16 protein-coding genes are annotated in these 14,008 nt (G+C 41.7%); 8 read left to right on the top strand and 8 right to left on the bottom strand.

From position 1 onward, the window contains the following. Nucleotides 1-81: 81 nt before the first annotated feature. The 3 genes from M1E06_RS07495 to M1E06_RS07485 all read right to left on the bottom strand — a co-directional run bounded on the left by M1E06_RS07495 (nucleotide 82) and on the right by M1E06_RS07485 (nucleotide 1,742). The gene (locus M1E06_RS07495) at nucleotides 82-678 is read right to left on the bottom strand and encodes a class I SAM-dependent methyltransferase (protein WP_020452327.1); all 597 of its coding nucleotides are present in this window, start codon (nucleotides 676-678) and stop codon (nucleotides 82-84) included. A 44-nt stretch (nucleotides 679-722) separates the two neighbouring features. After that, nucleotides 723-1,430 (bottom strand): DNA alkylation repair protein, encoded by a 708-nt coding sequence (locus tag M1E06_RS07490; RefSeq protein ID WP_216904339.1) that lies wholly within the window; start codon nucleotides 1,428-1,430, stop codon nucleotides 723-725. Between the two features lie 255 nt (nucleotides 1,431-1,685). Next, nucleotides 1,686-1,742 carry a hypothetical protein gene (locus M1E06_RS07485; protein ID WP_409333861.1) on the bottom strand — a complete coding sequence of 19 codons (57 nt, stop codon included), beginning with the start codon at nucleotides 1,740-1,742 and terminating at the stop codon, nucleotides 1,686-1,688. A 298-nt stretch (nucleotides 1,743-2,040) separates the two neighbouring features. Between M1E06_RS07485 and M1E06_RS07480 the strand changes: the two genes are divergently transcribed. Together M1E06_RS07480 and erm are read left to right on the top strand one after the other, a co-directional pair. After that, nucleotides 2,041-2,085 carry an erythromycin resistance leader peptide gene (locus tag M1E06_RS07480; protein ID WP_105980607.1) on the top strand — a complete coding sequence of 15 codons (45 nt, stop codon included), beginning with the start codon at nucleotides 2,041-2,043 and terminating at the stop codon, nucleotides 2,083-2,085. Nucleotides 2,086-2,361: 276 nt separating this feature from the next. After that, a complete protein-coding gene (erm, locus tag M1E06_RS07475; RefSeq protein WP_216904341.1) occupies nucleotides 2,362-3,225 on the top strand; it encodes a 23S ribosomal RNA methyltransferase Erm in 864 nt (287 codons plus the stop codon). Between the two features lie 85 nt (nucleotides 3,226-3,310). On the opposite strand, the gene M1E06_RS07470 is transcribed toward erm, so the two are convergent. The 4 genes from M1E06_RS07470 to M1E06_RS07455 all read right to left on the bottom strand — a co-directional run bounded on the left by M1E06_RS07470 (nucleotide 3,311) and on the right by M1E06_RS07455 (nucleotide 6,004). Further along, complete coding sequence (locus M1E06_RS07470; protein WP_035338409.1) at nucleotides 3,311-3,700, bottom strand: tautomerase family protein; 390 nt, start codon at nucleotides 3,698-3,700, stop codon at nucleotides 3,311-3,313. Nucleotides 3,701-4,284: 584 nt separating this feature from the next. Then, nucleotides 4,285-4,842 (bottom strand): 6-phospho-3-hexuloisomerase, encoded by a 558-nt coding sequence (gene hxlB, locus M1E06_RS07465; RefSeq protein WP_216904343.1) that lies wholly within the window; start codon nucleotides 4,840-4,842, stop codon nucleotides 4,285-4,287. Between the two features lie 2 nt (nucleotides 4,843-4,844). Then, nucleotides 4,845-5,471, bottom strand: a complete 627-nt coding sequence (gene hxlA, locus M1E06_RS07460; protein WP_003183787.1) for a 3-hexulose-6-phosphate synthase — start codon at nucleotides 5,469-5,471, stop codon at nucleotides 4,845-4,847. 185 nt (nucleotides 5,472-5,656) lie between these two features. Then, nucleotides 5,657-6,004, bottom strand: a complete 348-nt coding sequence (locus M1E06_RS07455; protein WP_003183789.1) for a winged helix-turn-helix transcriptional regulator — start codon at nucleotides 6,002-6,004, stop codon at nucleotides 5,657-5,659. A 279-nt stretch (nucleotides 6,005-6,283) separates the two neighbouring features. Here M1E06_RS07455 and desE point away from each other — a divergent pair, with 279 nt between their 5' ends. The 3 genes from desE to desR all read left to right on the top strand — a co-directional run bounded on the left by desE (nucleotide 6,284) and on the right by desR (nucleotide 9,195). After that, the gene (gene desE, locus M1E06_RS07450; protein ID WP_216904345.1) at nucleotides 6,284-7,342 is read left to right on the top strand and encodes a fatty acid desaturase DesE; all 1,059 of its coding nucleotides are present in this window, start codon (nucleotides 6,284-6,286) and stop codon (nucleotides 7,340-7,342) included. 121 nt (nucleotides 7,343-7,463) lie between these two features. Next, nucleotides 7,464-8,576: a sensor histidine kinase gene (locus tag M1E06_RS07445; protein ID WP_103749530.1), complete on the top strand. Its 1,113-nt coding sequence runs from the start codon at nucleotides 7,464-7,466 to the stop codon at nucleotides 8,574-8,576. 19 nt (nucleotides 8,577-8,595) lie between these two features. Continuing rightward, nucleotides 8,596-9,195 (top strand): two-component system response regulator DesR, encoded by a 600-nt coding sequence (gene desR / locus M1E06_RS07440; protein WP_020452333.1) that lies wholly within the window; start codon nucleotides 8,596-8,598, stop codon nucleotides 9,193-9,195. Between the two features lie 72 nt (nucleotides 9,196-9,267). On the opposite strand, the gene M1E06_RS07435 is transcribed toward desR, so the two are convergent. Further along, nucleotides 9,268-10,317, bottom strand: a complete 1,050-nt coding sequence (locus tag M1E06_RS07435) for an NAD(P)/FAD-dependent oxidoreductase (protein ID WP_020452334.1) — start codon at nucleotides 10,315-10,317, stop codon at nucleotides 9,268-9,270. Nucleotides 10,318-10,604: 287 nt separating this feature from the next. Here M1E06_RS07435 and nikA point away from each other — a divergent pair, with 287 nt between their 5' ends. The 3 genes from nikA to nikC are packed head-to-tail and all read left to right on the top strand — an operon-like array spanning nucleotide 10,605 to nucleotide 14,005. Then, nucleotides 10,605-12,227 carry a nickel ABC transporter substrate-binding protein gene (nikA, locus tag M1E06_RS07430; RefSeq protein ID WP_020452335.1) on the top strand — a complete coding sequence of 541 codons (1,623 nt, stop codon included), beginning with the start codon at nucleotides 10,605-10,607 and terminating at the stop codon, nucleotides 12,225-12,227. A 9-nt stretch (nucleotides 12,228-12,236) separates the two neighbouring features. Next, nucleotides 12,237-13,181, top strand: coding sequence for a nickel ABC transporter permease subunit NikB (gene nikB / locus M1E06_RS07425; protein ID WP_035338411.1), 945 nt, complete (start codon nucleotides 12,237-12,239; stop codon nucleotides 13,179-13,181). Further along, entirely contained in the window at nucleotides 13,178-14,005 is an 828-nt protein-coding gene (gene nikC / locus M1E06_RS07420; RefSeq protein WP_023855330.1) for a nickel ABC transporter permease subunit NikC, read from the top strand. The genes nikB and nikC overlap by 4 nt, the downstream gene beginning before the upstream one ends. The last annotated feature ends 3 nt before the right edge of the window (nucleotides 14,006-14,008 follow it).

Genomic DNA, 14,008 nt, shown 5'->3' with positions numbered 1-14,008 from the left:
TTACCTTGTGGAGAAGGGAAGTGAAGCAGAAAAAGCCGGATCGTTTTCCGGCTTCCGCTATTTCATTTCAAAAACAAGAAATCACTTTATGCTGCTGGATATAAACATTGAAGCATCTTGATTCATAAAAATACGATGGCCGTGATAGAATGTTTTCATTTCAGTTGATTTAAATCCAACATCGGATAATCTTTTTTTCAATTCTCCGTGCGAAAAACCGCTGTGAACTTTCGGATGTTGAATTTTATCGTTTTTGTCAAAATCAATAATCATGAGCTTTCCGCCATTATTTAAAACACCGAACAATTCTTGTAAAATTTTATTCGTATCCGGAATATGAAGAAGGACTAGTGACATTAAAACGATGTCTGCCTTCAGTTCAGGAGTTTCTTGGGTAAAATCTGAATAAAGCACTTTTGCGTTGGCGATTCCTTTGCGAGAAATTTTAGCTTTCGCCACCTCCAGCATTTGTTTTGACGAATCGACCAACAAAATAGAATGTACTAAATCTGATAATTCTAAACTAATGAGACCAGTACCGCTCCCATAGTCGATTAAAGATTTTGATTGACTATTTCTCAATTCTTGTCTTACTTCATTCACGATCACTTTTGCTAATTCAATTCTTTCTTCTGTATCATATCGTTTTGCCATCTGTTCAAAAACGTTATTTTCCATGCTCCGCTCCCTAGTTATTTTTAGAAATTTCACTGCAGACTGTGCTAACATCTTACATATTTCCGTTTGAAACCAAGGCGGCCTCTCTCAACATCCATTTGAATATTTTTGGAAGCGTTCAGGATACTGCTTTTTTTCTTGTCCCGCCGAAGTTCGACCGGGCCTACTGCTTTTGCGGTTTCAACCGCCTTTTCATGGAGCGGCAAATATGAAATCCCGACTGTGTAGATAAAGTTATTCATAGCCGATTTTGTTCGATCCGGAGAATCGTGAATCGCATGTTCCACCTGATCAAGCATACCGGCAATTTTGGTCACATTAAATTCATCGTCCGATCGATTACCTAAAAGCCAGCAGTAACAGCTCCAGCCTGCCGACATTCTGAGTTCTTCCCCGCTTGAAATCCATTTATCTGCGACAGCTTGCGCAAAATCGGTTTCTGCCAAAGTTACTGCAACAACATAATCAGATAGCATATAGAAATACGCCTCATCGATCCAGCGCTCAAAATCAGCTTCAGTCATTGTGATTGGGTCAGCAATAATGCCGGCAAAATACATGGCATCGTAGTTCCCCGTAGCGTAAAGCTGCTCCGCCAAAGGCTGATTTTTCTTGATTTTCTTTGCGAGCGACTTCATTTTGCCTGTAGCCACACCAAAAAGAGGTTCGTGTGCACCATTCGTTATGTATCTTTTTTTCATATTTTCGGTACCCAGCGCTTCAAGTTCCTTCATAACCGTTTCAAAATCCATGCTTTCACTTCCCTCTGTAAATTAAATTCATTTCTTTGATTCCATTATCATGCTCTTTCGCTTCATCTAATCAATACAAATCAACTTTATTTGTTTTTTGCTCTCCATAAACGGTACATCATGATCCTCATCTTTTTTAGCGGCTGTTTTGTTTCTAAGTCTGATAAAAACTAAATTTCCTCTGCATATCATTTATATTTATTATGTGAAACATTTTAACAAGCAGAAAGGGGTTGTTTTTGACCGCCTTTCCTCTTAGACAAACAGAGAATATATGAAATCGTCAGCGGAAAGCCGATTTTCTCTTACCAAATCCCGGATACCCGGTGTTGAGCGCAGTCTGCGATGCCGTGAGAATGCGAATGACTGATTCAATGTTATTGCACCACTTTTCTATGAGTTATTTGCAAATCATAAATATTACGATTTGTATTTTGAATTATAGACAATCACATCTATAATTTCAATGTTAGCAGACTCCTATTCTTAACACTGCCTGGTTAACCCCTGCGATATTCGTAAGGAGAAGAAAATTCCAGACGTTGACGTTTTCCAAAGAATGCCCTACAATGAGATCGTAACTTTAACTTTTCAGGAGGATTATTAAAAAATGACACACTCAATGAGACTTCGTTTCCCAACTTTGAACCAGTAATTAAATACGTTCAAAGGCTCTGTTTGTGTATGCAGAGTAAACGGGATCAGTCTGTCCTTTTTTAATAATCTTCAATTTGCATATAAAATTTGTAATTTGTAGAAAGGCGGATCGTTCTGCCTTTCTTTTTTGTTTAATCCTTTTTTTCTAACGGCTGAGAAAGGCTTATTTGGTTATGGAAATACCGCGGCTTCATCCTTAAAGGATGGCTCTTCCCTTTACTCTGAATCACAGGCAGACCGCCTGTGATTTTTTATGATGAGAGGAAGAGGAAACATGAAGAAAAAAAATCATAAGTACAGAGGAAAAAAGTTAAACCGAGGGGAATCTCCGAATTTTTCCGGACAGCATTTGATGCATAATAAAAAATTAATTGAAGAAATTGTGGATCGGGCAAATATTAGCATAGACGATACGGTTTTAGAGTTAGGAGCGGGAAAAGGGGCTTTGACAACTGTGCTAAGTCAAAAAGCCGGTAAGGTATTGGCAGTGGAAAACGATTCTAAATTCGTTGATATACTCACACGTAAAACGGCACAGCATTCAAATACGAAAATTATTCATCAAGATATCATGAAGATTCATTTACCAAAAGAAAAGTTTGTGGTGGTCTCTAATATTCCCTATGCCATCACAACCCCCATCATGAAAATGCTTTTGAACAATCCTGCAAGCGGATTTCAAAAAGGGATTATCGTAATGGAAAAAGGGGCTGCTAAACGTTTCACATCAAAATTCATTAAAAATTCCTATGTTTTAGCTTGGAGAATGTGGTTTGATATTGGCATTGTCAGAGAAATATCGAAAGAGCATTTTTCTCCCCCTCCAAAAGTGGACTCGGCAATGGTCAGAATAACACGAAAAAAAGAAGCGCCTCTATCACATAAACATTACATTGCGTTTCTTGGGCTTGCCGAATATGCGCTAAAGGAGCCGCAAGCCCCTTTCTGTGTTGCTTTACGCGGAATTTTTACCCCGCGTCAAATGAAACACTTAAGAAAAAGTCTAAAAATCAACAATGAAAAAACCGTTGGAACGCTCACCGAAAACCAATGGGCGGTTATTTTTTACACGATGACTCAGTATGTAATGCATCACAAATGGCCAAGAGCAAATAAGCGAAAACCCGGAGAAATATAAAGAAAAAAGCTGCTGACTTCCCGTCAGCAGCTTTAGCTATTTCTGGAGGGATTCAGATGTCCCTGTCAACATTCCTTTTGTCCGCTTACAGCTTTCCAGTTAAAAACTGCGCCTCGCCGAGGCCGAAACTCCAATCGGCATCTCCATTTTCTGTGATGGACACCATGACATCTTCAGGTGAAATGCCGCATCCCGCTTCAAGCTTTTCAGCAAGTAAAGCGTACAATTTCTCTTTTTGGCTTTCCGTTCTTGTTTTACTGGTGATGCTGATCACAACCAGATCCTTCGATCTATTCAATCCCAAACCTGTATCTTGGATGATGAGCTCATTCGCCGGATGCTGATGGACAATTTGATAGCGGTCTTTCTCCGGAACGTTAAACGCTTCTACCATCGCATCGTGTGCGGTATCTAATAATTTTTTTAATGCTTGTTCATCACGGCCTTCTATTAGATCGAAACGTAGTAATGGCATTTGTTTATCCCCTTTTTGATCATTTTAAATTTCGTTAGCAAAATAACAAGAAATGATGTCTGTTAACTTGATAAAAACATAACACATAACCAAAATATATTCAATAATTAATCACCTTTTCATCTGCTTTATCAGTATCGAAGATATAAGGTCTGTATTATTAAAAATTAGTTGATACCCGTTCTTTAGGAGATGAGTATGTACATAATAGTTCATCAAAACATGACAATAATATAATCAGAAAACACTTTTTTTGTCTTCCAGTCAAATGAAATCGAATGCGGTTAAGGCGGAAATTACGAAGACCGCCTCCTTCTTTATCAACACTCTACTTATTTCTTAAAAAAAGGACAAGCTTTCTCAACACGAATATGATGAAAATAATAAAAGCAAATAAAGGGATAAACCCAACCAAGCTAAAACTTGTAAGCATAATAAGCTCCTTTCTTCATATATCCATTTAGTCCCTGCTCCAGTTTACGTTATCCACATTTTAAAAATATAATATAGATGTAAATGATATATTAAAAACAGATTTGTATACAAAAAAATCACCATCCAAGATTACGGATGGCGATTTTCTATTATTCAAGGTTGGCATGATTTCCATACATGTTATGAGTATTCAGCCCTTTCATTTCCATGATTCGCAATATGATAGCGTCATAATACAATAAAAGAGTCTGTTCAAAAAGCGAGCCCATCGGTTGTATCGTCTGTTTATTGCCTGTCGTTTGATCTTTTGGGGAGCCGGGCAGCTGCAGTATCAGGTCAGATATTTCAGCTATCGGCGAATCTGGAGAGATCGTAACTGTTGCTACAGTGCCTCCGATATCTTTTGCCTTTTCCGCCATATGAAGCAAACTTTCTGTTTTCCCAGATCCCGTGCCCACGATAAGCAAGTCTTTTTCGGTAAATACCGGTGTTACGGTTTCCCCTGTTACAAACGCATTGATCCCCATGTGCATTAATCGCATAGCAAATGATTTCCCCATTAAACCAGAGCGGCCTGCACCGGAAACAAACACTTTTTCAGAAGACATGATAGTGGATATTAAGTCTTCTATACCTTCCGCTTGATTTTGAGACGTTGCATGATCAAGCTCTGCGATGATCGCTTTTACATAATTATAAGTCTTCATGTTTATTGGATCATCTGCTTCATTTTTGCGGCTGCCGCAGCTTTATCGTCTTGATTTGCAATACCGCCCCCGACAATAACCAAATCAGGTTTTAATTTAACGACTTCGGGCAGTGTGTCTAATTTAATTCCGCCTGCAATAGCCGTTTTAGCGTTTTTCACAACATTTTTAATCGTCATTAAGTCTTCAAATGAATTTTGGCCAATGGCTTGAAGGTCATAACCGGTATGGACACAAATATAATCGACACCAAGCTCATCCAATTCCTTAGCACGCGATTTGATGTCTTTAATCCCAATCATATCCACCAGGATTTTGTTCCCTTGCGCTTTCGCCTCTTCTACAGCGCCTTTAATAGACATGTCTTCAGCAGCCCCTAAAATGGTGATGATGTCGGCTCCTGCTTCTGATGCTTTCATCACTTCATACCCCGCCGCATCCATAATCTTAAGGTCTGCCAGCACTTTCAAATTCGGGAAAGCGGCTTTCATCTCTTTCACTGCACGGAGTCCTTCATTTATCACAACCGGCGTACCGATTTCTACAATATCAATGTATTCTTCTACTTCTTTTACTACTTCGATGGCTTCCGGTATATTGACTAAATCTAATGCTAACTGTAATTCCACTTACAATCACTCCTGTTTGAATTAAGAATTCCGCGGATTATTCTTTTCATATTTTGTTACATCAAGAGTATAACAAGGGGAAAATTCCATTAATAGTACGCACTTTTTTTTTACATACTATACTTTTCCTCATATGGTATAGAAAAAGATACTGTCTCCAAAACAGTATCTTAAAGTCAATCATTCTATTCATCATCTTTTGAAAAGTTCGTTTCTATATAATTTTTACCCCATTCATACATCGCCTCTAATATAGGCATTAAACTTTCTCCTTGTTTCGTTAGGGAATATTCAACTTTTGGGGGGACAACCGGATATACTTCCCTATGTACAATATGATCCTCTTCTAATTCACGCAGCTGATTCACCAGCATTCTTTGCGTAATGCCGGGCATCAAAGCTTTTAATTCTCCGAACCTTTTCGTACCTTCTTTTCCTAAAAACCACAAAATCAGCATTTTCCACTTTCCGCCGATAATGTTGAGCGTCAGCTCCTTCTCACAATTAAATGTTTTATTTTCCATTCGTGACATATGAATTCTCTCCTTATGAAATGACTAAACAATGAACATCTATCACATCATTGTAAAAGAACTTTGTTTAACTAATCAATCATCGCGTTTTTGCAGATTCCATTATTCACCATATCATCATACGGATTTGCCCATCATGACATTGTCAATCTTCTTATCCATTCGGGTGAAGGAAACATGACAAGTGTCATGTTCGAAGCATGATGTGTGCTACTACAAAGACATCTCTCTGTACCGTAAACTTAACTTAAGACCCATTTATGAGAGGATAACTTTACTATGACTGAACAAACCACCACACACAAACAAAAACAGTTAACAAAACAGGTTGCTGCATTTGCCCAGCCTGATACCAAAAACAGTCTGATTCAGCTCTTCAATACGTTTATTCCTTTCTTCGGACTGTGGTTTCTTGCCTATCTCAGCCTCGATGTCTCCTACCTCCTTACATTAGGAATAACGGTGATTGCCGCAGGGTTTTTGACGAGAATTTTCATTATTTTTCACGACTGCTGCCATCTATCCTTTTTCAAACAAAAGCGCCATAACCATATTCTCGGCTTTTTGACAGGCGTTCTGACTTTATTTCCTTATCTTCAATGGCAGCACAGCCATTCGATTCATCATGCGACAAGCAGCAACCTGGATAAACGCGGAACAGGCGATATCTGGCTGCTGACGGTAAACGAATATAAAGCCGCACCTCTACGCACAAAAATCGCATACAGACTTTACAGAAATCCGTTTATCATGTTTATTCTCGGACCGATTTATGTCTTTCTGATCACAAACCGCTTTAACAAAAAAGGTGCAAGACGAAAGGAACGTGTGAACACATATCTTACCAACCTTGCAATCGCGGCATTGGCTGCTGTCTGCTGCCTGATCTTTGGCTGGCAATCGTTCTTGCTCGTACAGGGTCCGATCTTTCTGATCTCAGGTTCAATCGGCGTTTGGCTGTTTTATGTTCAGCATACATTTGAAGATTCTTATTTTGAAGCGGATGAAAACTGGAGCTACGTTCAGGCGGCTGTGGAAGGAAGTTCATTTTATAAGCTCCCGAAACTGCTTCAATGGCTTACAGGCAATATCGGGTACCACCACGTTCACCATCTGAGCCCAAAGGTGCCTAACTATAAACTTGAAATCGCACATGAGCAGCACGAACCACTAAAAAACGTCCCGACCATCACTTTAAAAACAAGCCTGCAATCACTCGCGTTCCGGCTTTGGGATGAAGAAAAAAAGCAGTTTGTAACCTTTCGGGACATGAAACAAACATCTTCCCCTCTTCCGCAGAATTCAACGGAAAAACAGAAACTGCGAAAGAACGCCTGACGATGAGGAGGTCTTCTTATATCAACAAGAAGGCTTCCTTATTTATTGTCGGATGATGCAATCCGGCTCAGGCAATGGTAAAGTTACTCTAAAGATGAAAAGCTGAAAACGAGGTTATATCATGTTCAAAAAGCATTTTGCATTTCAAAAACTTAACGGGATCTCGCCGTATATATGGACGATATTTTTCATCCTGCCCTTCTACTTTATCATGCAATCATCATCTACCCTTGTCATCGTCGTCGGCATCATTTTGACACTTTTATTTTTTGCGGTATACAGATTTGCGTTTGTTTCAAAAGGCTGGGACATTTATTTGTGGGCGTTTATATTAATCGGCATTTCAACCGCCTCGATTATGCTGTTCAGCTATATTTATTTTGCTTTTTTTATCGCGTATTTTATAGGGAACATAAAAAAACGAGCCCCTTTTCACATTTTATATTATGTTCATTTAATAAGCGCAGCCGTCGCTGCCAACTTCAGCCTCGTGTTAAAAAAGGAATTTTTCCTGACACAAATTCCTTTTGTGGTCATCACCCTCATCAGCGCGATTTTATTGCCGTTCAGTATTAGAAACCGCAAGGAGCGCGAACGCCTCGAAGAAAAACTCGAGTATGCTAATGAACGGATCGCCAATTTGGTAAAATTAGAAGAGCGGCAGCGGATTGCCCGCGACCTTCACGATACACTTGGACAAAAGCTGTCTCTGATCGGTTTAAAAAGCGACTTGGCGAGAAAATTAATTTACAAAGATCCCGATCAAGCCGCGCGTGAACTGAAAAGCGTTCAGCAAACTGCGAGAACTTCTTTAAATGAAGTCAGAAAAATTGTATCCTCCATGAAAGGCATCCGGCTCAAGGATGAAATGATTAACATCAAACAAATTCTTGAAGCAGCCGACATTGCGTTCATCTATGAAGAAGAAAAATTGCCGGAAAATATCTCATTGCTTAATGAAAACATATTGAGTATGTGCTTAAAGGAAGCTGTCACTAATGTCGTCAAACACAGTCAGGCTAAAACCTGCCGCATTGACATCCAGCAGCTCTGGAAGGAAGTTGTCATTACAGTGACTGACGATGGAACGTTTCAAGGTGAAGAGAAGTACTTTTCAAAAGGACACGGCTTGCTTGGCATGAGAGAACGGCTTGAATTTGCAAACGGAAGCCTTCACATTGATACAAAAAACGGCACCAAGCTTACCATGTCAATTCCTAATAACTCAAAATAAACAAAAAAGGATGGCTTGCATGATTAGTATATTTATTGCGGAAGATCAACAGATGCTCTTGGGCGCTTTAGGATCACTACTGAATTTAGAAGATGATATGGAAGTCGTCGGCAAAGGCACAACCGGACAGGATGCCGTTGATTTCACAAAAAAACATCGGCCTGATGTATGCATTATGGACATTGAAATGCCGGGAAAAACGGGACTTGAAGCTGCTGAGGAACTAAAGGATACAGGCTGCAACATTATTATCTTAACCACTTTTGCCCGCCCCGGTTACTTTCAGCGGGCCATTAAAGCAGGTGTTAAAGGCTATTTGTTAAAGGACAGCCCAAGCGAAGAGCTTGTGAGCGCCATCCGCAGCGTCATGAAAGGAAAGCGGATCTATGCGCCTGAATTGATGGAAGACATGTACAGTGAGGCCAATCCCCTCACAGATAGAGAAAAAGAAGTGCTCGAACTTGTGGCTGACGGAAAAAACACAAAAGAAATCGCCCAAGAACTCAGCATCAAAAGCGGAACCGTGCGAAATTATATCTCAATGATTCTTGAAAAGCTTGAGGTCAAAAATCGGATCGAAGCCATTACCCGTTCAAAGGAAAAAGGCTGGTTTAAATAAAAAGAGAATCTTGGCATATCTCCAAGATCCCCTCGACGAATCAGCCGCTCCCACGGCGGAAACGTTCCTTTTCTACACGAACATCTTCTTCACAAGCTCGCGGTTGCGCTCTTTGAAAACCTCATTATGTGACGACACCATCGCACTCTTGTGTGCTTCGGGATCGATAAAGCGCTTGGCGCTGTTGACCGCGTTTGCCGCATCCTGAAACGCTCCGGCGATCAAGTGCAGCTTGCCTTCATAATGCACAATATCCCCTGCCGCATACAGTCCGGGCACGGAAGACTGGCAGTTGGCGGTACCTTTAATATAATAGTCATCAACCCTGGTAATATGAAGCCGGCTGTTCTCCAGCAGTGAGGTGTCGCGTTCATAGCCGTGGTTGATAACCACTTCGTCGACAGGCAGCTCCATCACCTCACCGGTTTGAGCGTTCGTGAGCTCGACCCGTTCGATCACCTCATGATCTTCCGAAGCGATCAGCTTGGTAATCTGTGTATGGAAGAAGCAGCTCACCGAGCTGTTCAGCAGCTGATCCACCTGGGCCTCATGCCCGCTGAGCGCATCTTTGCGGTAAGCGAGGTAGACCTTTTTCGCTACAGGTTCGAGCTCGTTGGCCCAATCGACAGCCGAATTGCCGCCGCCTGATACTATGACCGTTTTATCTTTAAAATGCTGCAGCGATTTGACCGTATAATTCAGATTGGACACTTCAAAGCGCTCTGCTCCTTCAATCTGAAGCTTTTGCGGATTGAGGATGCCGCCGCCCACGGCAACGATGACCGTCTTGGACAGATGCACCCCTGAGGCAGCCGTATGTAACTCAAACAACCCTTCTTCATTGCGGGCAATCGATTCAACTTTCTCATTCAGCAGCACTTCAGGATGAAATGTTAGCCCCTGCTGCACGATCTGTTCTATCAGCCTGGCTCCGGAAATCGGCGTTAGCCCCCCGACATCCCAGATCATTTTTTCAGGATATACGTGAACCTTTCCGCCCAGCATCGGCTGATATTCGATAATCTTCGTTTTCATTCCCCGCAGTCCGCTGTAAAAGGCGGAATATAAACCGGCCGGACCTCCGCCGATCACGGTCACATCAAACACTTCATTTCTGCTCATCGCTCTTCACTCCCGGTATATGTCATGAGTTTACACCCTCAATCGTAAATGATTATCATTATCATTAAGTGTACTTTGATTGCTTCGTTTTTACAATCCATTTTAATAAAAAGTTCATTCTTCGCCACTTCATTTTCGCCTCCCCCTCTTTGCGCTCGTTCTTCACGGGATGCCGCCGCTTCCCCATTCCGCAGCATGTAAGCAGTTCCTATATCTTACATTGACAAGGGCATGCTTCCTGCATAGAATGAAAATGATTATCAACTTCATTTAGGAGGAAACAAAGCATGATAAGCGGAAGGATTAGTTCGAAAATTAAAATTACTTTTGTATTAATGCTCGCCTTTTCTATTTTATTGGCCGGATGTACAACCTCAGGAAATTCAACAGAGAAAACGCATGAAAACATGGTCACAATGGCTTGGCCTAGAGATATTGGCGAGATGAATCCGCATGTGTATAATCCTTCCCAATTATTTGCCCAGTCGATGGTATATGAACCTTTGGTTACCTATGAAGCGGGAGGAAAGCTTAAACCGCATTTAGCCGAATCTTGGGATATATCAAATGACGGTAAAGTATATACGTTTCATTTGCGTAAGAATGTAAAATTTTCAGATGGGACAACGTTTAATGCAAAAATTGTGAAGAAGAATTTTGATTCCATTTTAAAACATACTGAATTACACAGCTGGTTAGGGTTTCTTTCAAAAATAGCCCAAACAGAAGTAATCGATGATCATACATTTAAATTGACATTAACTGAACCATATTACCCGACCATTCAGGAACTAGCCGTAGTACGGCCGGTCCGGTTTTTGGGAGAAGCCGGCTTCCCTAAGGACGGCGATACATCAAAGGGTGTCGCAAAACCGGTAGGTACGGGCCCGTGGGTATTGGAAGAGCATAAAGCTGATGAATATGCGGTTTTTAAACGCAATGAACATTATTGGGGTGAAAAGCCAAAAGTCGAGAAAATCAAGGTGAAAGTCATCCCGGACGCCGAAACAAGGGTGCTTGCATTTGAAAAAGGCGAGCTTGACCTCATTTACGGCGAAGGCGTTATCAGTTTAGATGCATTCAAGCAGCTGCAAGCGACAGGCCAATATGAAACAAGCCTTTCTGAACCGGTGGCGACGAGACAGCTTGTCATGAATACGAAAAAAGAACAGCTCTCTGATGAGCGCGTGCGTCAAGCCCTCCACTATGGTTTTGACAAAGAAGCCTTGGTAAAAGGCATCACCTCCGGGTTAGAAGAAAAAGCAGATCATATTTTGCCGACAGACTTCCCATACACGTCTGATATTGATGTAAAGCAAATCAACTATGATCCAGAGAAAGCAAAAGCGCTATTAGATGCGGCAGGCTGGAAGCTTCCGAATGGCAAGACGGTGCGCGAGAAAGACGGAAAGCCTCTTGAATTTAGTTTAATGTATGATTCAGCGGAATCCATTCAAAAAACAATGGCCGAAACGCTGCAGGCAGAATGGGCGGCGATCGGGGTAAAGCTGAATCTTGAAGGTGTAGAATTGGCAACCCAAGTCAAACGGTTTAAAGCGAATGAGTTTGATATGAACTTCTTTAGCAACTATGGTGCGCCTTATGACCCGCACACATTTTTAAACATTGTCTCCTCCAAAGGATTCGGATTTAATGAAGCGATTTCAGCCTATCCAAACAAGGACGAGCTGATCAAGCAGATGGCAAAGGTACCTCAAACGACTGATGAAAAAGAGCGGCAGGAGCTTTACTCATCTATTTTAAAATCCCTTCAAGACCAGGGAGCCATCGTTCCTGTTTCTTATATTAAAAAGACGGCGATATATCAAAAGAATATCAGCAACTTTACGTTCCCTGCCAATCGTGACGAACATCCATTTACAGGGATTCGCATCAAGCAGCAACACTAGGAGGCTTTTATGGGCAACTATATATTGAAACGAATCATGTCTATTATTCCAGTGTTTCTTTTAGCTGCACTTCTCACAACTGGAATGATTCATCTCTCACCGGTTGACCCAGCTGAAGCATACTTAGCCGCAGCACATATCCAGCCAACCGATGAAATTTTAGCGCAAAAAAGACATGAGTTTGGCTTGGATCAGCCATTCTTTATTCAATATGTAAACTCTGTATTGAAGATATGCCAACTTGATTTTGGCATATCTTATGTTTCGAATCAGCCGGTTTGGGATGAAGTTGCACACCGAATGCCGGCGACGATCGAGCTCGCGCTTGGGAGTTTAATGATTGCGGTGCTTGTCAGTGTGCCGCTAGGCTTCTTAGCGGGAATTAAAAGAAACGGTGCAGTTGATCATATCAGCCGCTTCATTTCCTTTTTCGGAGCATCCATCCCGACTTTTTGGTTAGGGTATATGCTGGTTTTTTTCTTTTCTGTTCAGTTAGACCTTTTGCCGGTAGAGGGAATCGGGACATGGCAGCATCTTGTACTGCCGTCGATGACTTTGGCGCTTCCTTTAATCGCGATGTATACAAGGCTGCTCCGTGCAAGTGTCATCGAAAACCTGCAAGAACCCTATGTGCAATTTGCTCGCATAAGAGGAATGACGAGGATGAACATTATGGCCAAACATGTATTGCGAATGGCCATTTCTCCGATGATTACGGGGCTGGGAATGAACCTTGGCAAGCTGCTCACCGGCACAATTATTGTTGAAGTCGTTTTTTCTTGGCCGGGCTTTGGCCGTTATTTTATTGAGGCCATTTTCAATCGGGACATCCCTGTCATTCAATGCTATGTGTTCTTAGCCGCCGCCTTTTTTATATTGAGCAACTTAATTGTTGACCTCATTCAAATGTATATTGACCCGCGCATTTCAAGGAAAGAAGGACAGCATCGATGATAAGTATACGCAAGATTTTCAAAGGCCCAAAAGTGATCGCAATCTGCACCATCATATTAACCGTCCTTTTTATCATCGCTGTATTCGCCCCTTGGATTGCGCCGCATCACCCTGCTGATGTCCATTTGGTCTATAAGCTGCAGCCTCCGTCCTGGACGTTTCCTTTAGGAACTGATCATCTGGGAAGATGCAACTTATCCCGCCTTTTGTACGGCGCCCGGATTTCTCTTGGATTCGCGATGCTCATTTTCATTTCCTCACTCGTTATCGGCCTCATAATCGGGACGATCTCAGGGTATAAAGGCGGCTGGATTGATCAGCTGTTAATGAGATGCTGCGATGGTGTGATGGCCTTTCCGAACTTAATTTTAGTTCTTGGCCTCGTGGGCATATTCGGTCCTGGACTTCCTCAAGTCATTGTGGCCCTCATGCTTGTGCAATGGGTCTATTATGCAAGAATTTTTAGAGGAATGGTGCTTAGTCTGAAAGAGGAGAATTTTATTGCGGCGGCAAAAATCAATGGATCTTCACAATGGAAAATTATTAAACAGCATATTATCCCTAATGTCCTCCCTCCCCTCGTCGTCATCGGCACGTTGGAAATGGGCTGGGCCATTATGGATATCTCCGCCATGTCTTTTCTCGGATTAGGCGTCCAGCCCCCGGCAGCTGAATGGGGAGCGATGATTCATGAAGGTAAATCGTATATTCGGACGAACCCCGAGTTAATGATTTATCCAGGGCTGATGATCATGGTTGTCGTTGTGACGTTCAATTTATTGGGCGAAGCCTTATCAGATCAATACGGCGTCAAACGTCGATGATAA

The sequence above is a fragment of the Bacillus sp. AK124 genome, assembly GCF_053903085.1.
Note: the sequence above shows the minus strand (reverse complement) of the source record. Positions and strands in the feature narration are given on the sequence as shown.

Bases quoted from the DNA above. Each gene is read 5' to 3' on its own strand.
- M1E06_RS07495 (WP_020452327.1), bottom strand. From the start codon at position 678: ATGGAAAATAACGTTTTTGAACAGATGGCAAAACGATATGATACAGAA.
- M1E06_RS07490 (WP_216904339.1), bottom strand. From the start codon at position 1,430: ATGGATTTTGAAACGGTTATGAAGGAACTTGAAGCGCTGGGTACCGAA.
- erm (WP_216904341.1), top strand. From the start codon at position 2,362: ATGAAGAAAAAAAATCATAAGTACAGAGGAAAAAAGTTAAACCGAGGG.
- M1E06_RS07470 (WP_035338409.1), bottom strand. From the start codon at position 3,700: ATGCCATTACTACGTTTCGATCTAATAGAAGGCCGTGATGAACAAGCA.
- hxlB (WP_216904343.1), bottom strand. From the start codon at position 4,842: ATGAAGACTTATAATTATGTAAAAGCGATCATCGCAGAGCTTGATCAT.
- M1E06_RS07455 (WP_003183789.1), bottom strand. From the start codon at position 6,004: ATGTCACGAATGGAAAATAAAACATTTAATTGTGAGAAGGAGCTGACG.
- desE (WP_216904345.1), top strand. From the start codon at position 6,284: ATGACTGAACAAACCACCACACACAAACAAAAACAGTTAACAAAACAG.
- M1E06_RS07445 (WP_103749530.1), top strand. From the start codon at position 7,464: ATGTTCAAAAAGCATTTTGCATTTCAAAAACTTAACGGGATCTCGCCG.
- desR (WP_020452333.1), top strand. From the start codon at position 8,596: ATGATTAGTATATTTATTGCGGAAGATCAACAGATGCTCTTGGGCGCT.
- M1E06_RS07435 (WP_020452334.1), bottom strand. From the start codon at position 10,317: ATGAGCAGAAATGAAGTGTTTGATGTGACCGTGATCGGCGGAGGTCCG.
- nikA (WP_020452335.1), top strand. From the start codon at position 10,605: ATGATAAGCGGAAGGATTAGTTCGAAAATTAAAATTACTTTTGTATTA.
- nikB (WP_035338411.1), top strand. From the start codon at position 12,237: ATGGGCAACTATATATTGAAACGAATCATGTCTATTATTCCAGTGTTT.
- nikC (WP_023855330.1), top strand. From the start codon at position 13,178: ATGATAAGTATACGCAAGATTTTCAAAGGCCCAAAAGTGATCGCAATC.